At 61.5% G+C, this 1,010-nt stretch carries 2 protein-coding genes; one reads left to right on the top strand and one right to left on the bottom strand.

What is annotated here, in order from left to right; translation table 11 throughout:
• A partial coding sequence (pyrF, locus tag HX846_RS24820) for an orotidine-5'-phosphate decarboxylase (protein ID WP_178966286.1) occupies positions 1 to 448 on the bottom strand: 448 nt, incomplete at its 3' end.
• Positions 449 to 738: 290 nt separating this feature from the next.
• Here pyrF and HX846_RS24815 point away from each other — a divergent pair.
• The coding region (locus HX846_RS24815; RefSeq protein WP_178966287.1) for a response regulator at positions 739 to 1,010 on the top strand (272 nt) is incomplete at its 3' end.

Raw genomic sequence — 1,010 nt, 5'->3', positions numbered from 1 at the left:
GCGCCAGGGCCGCGAGGCGCAGCACTTGTTCCTGTGGCTCGATGTCCAGGCCGATGCCGGCCAGGTCTTCACGCTCCATGCTGGTCAGCACGGTCACGCCAATCAGCAGTGGCTTGGGGCCGCTGCGCTGATCGAGCACTTCACGGCACGCAGCCATCATGCGCAAGCCGCCGGAGCAGTGCACGTTGACCATCCACACGCCCATTTCGGCGGCGGCCTTGACCGCCATCGCGGTGGTGTTGGGGATATCGTGGAATTTCAGGTCGAGGAACACCTCGAACCCTTTGTCACGCAAGGTGCCGACAATTTCGGCGGCACAACTGGTGAACAGTTCCTTGCCAACCTTGACCCGGCAAAGCTTGGGGTCCAACTGGTCAGCCAGCTTCAGTGCGGCGTCACGAGTGGGGTAATCCAGGGCGACGATGATAGGAGTCTGGCAGGCGGACATTGGAATGGGCTCTCAGGCAAGTCGAAATCGGCGCGGATTGTAGCGCAAGCAGCGGGTTTGCGGGATCCGATGATCGGTAATTCGCGATTTAGCCGCCAGATTGCGGGCTCCCGGGCAATTGTGTCGAAACAGATACATTCCCGACATGCCTGCAATACCCCCGAAGATTAGCCTCGCACACGTGAACCATCGTACAGAACTTCCAGCCCCGGGGCTGGGCGCCTATGCTGAACGCAACAACCTCGCCGCCGAGCTTCGGCCCGGCGGCCAACCAGGTAGATGATCGCACCATGCAAACCCTGACTCCTGTGCTGAATGACGATCAAAAAGCCTCGCTTGTCGGTGAAGACAAACGCTGGAATACCCGCGCACTGATTGTCGACGACGACGTGCCGATCCGCGAACTGCTGATCGATTACCTGGCGCGCTTCAATATCCTCGCCAGCGGCGTGACCGATGGCGCGGCCATGCGCCAGGCCATGCAAGCCGAGACCTTCGACGTGGTGGTGCTCGACCTGATGCTGCCGGGCGAAGACGGCCTGTCGCTGTGCCGCTGGCTGCG

This window comes from Pseudomonas sp. K5002 (genome assembly GCF_013386655.1).
GTDB lineage: Bacteria > Pseudomonadota > Gammaproteobacteria > Pseudomonadales > Pseudomonadaceae > Aquipseudomonas.
The sequence above is the reverse complement of the archived record's forward strand: the minus strand, read 5'-3'. Positions and strand labels throughout refer to the sequence as shown.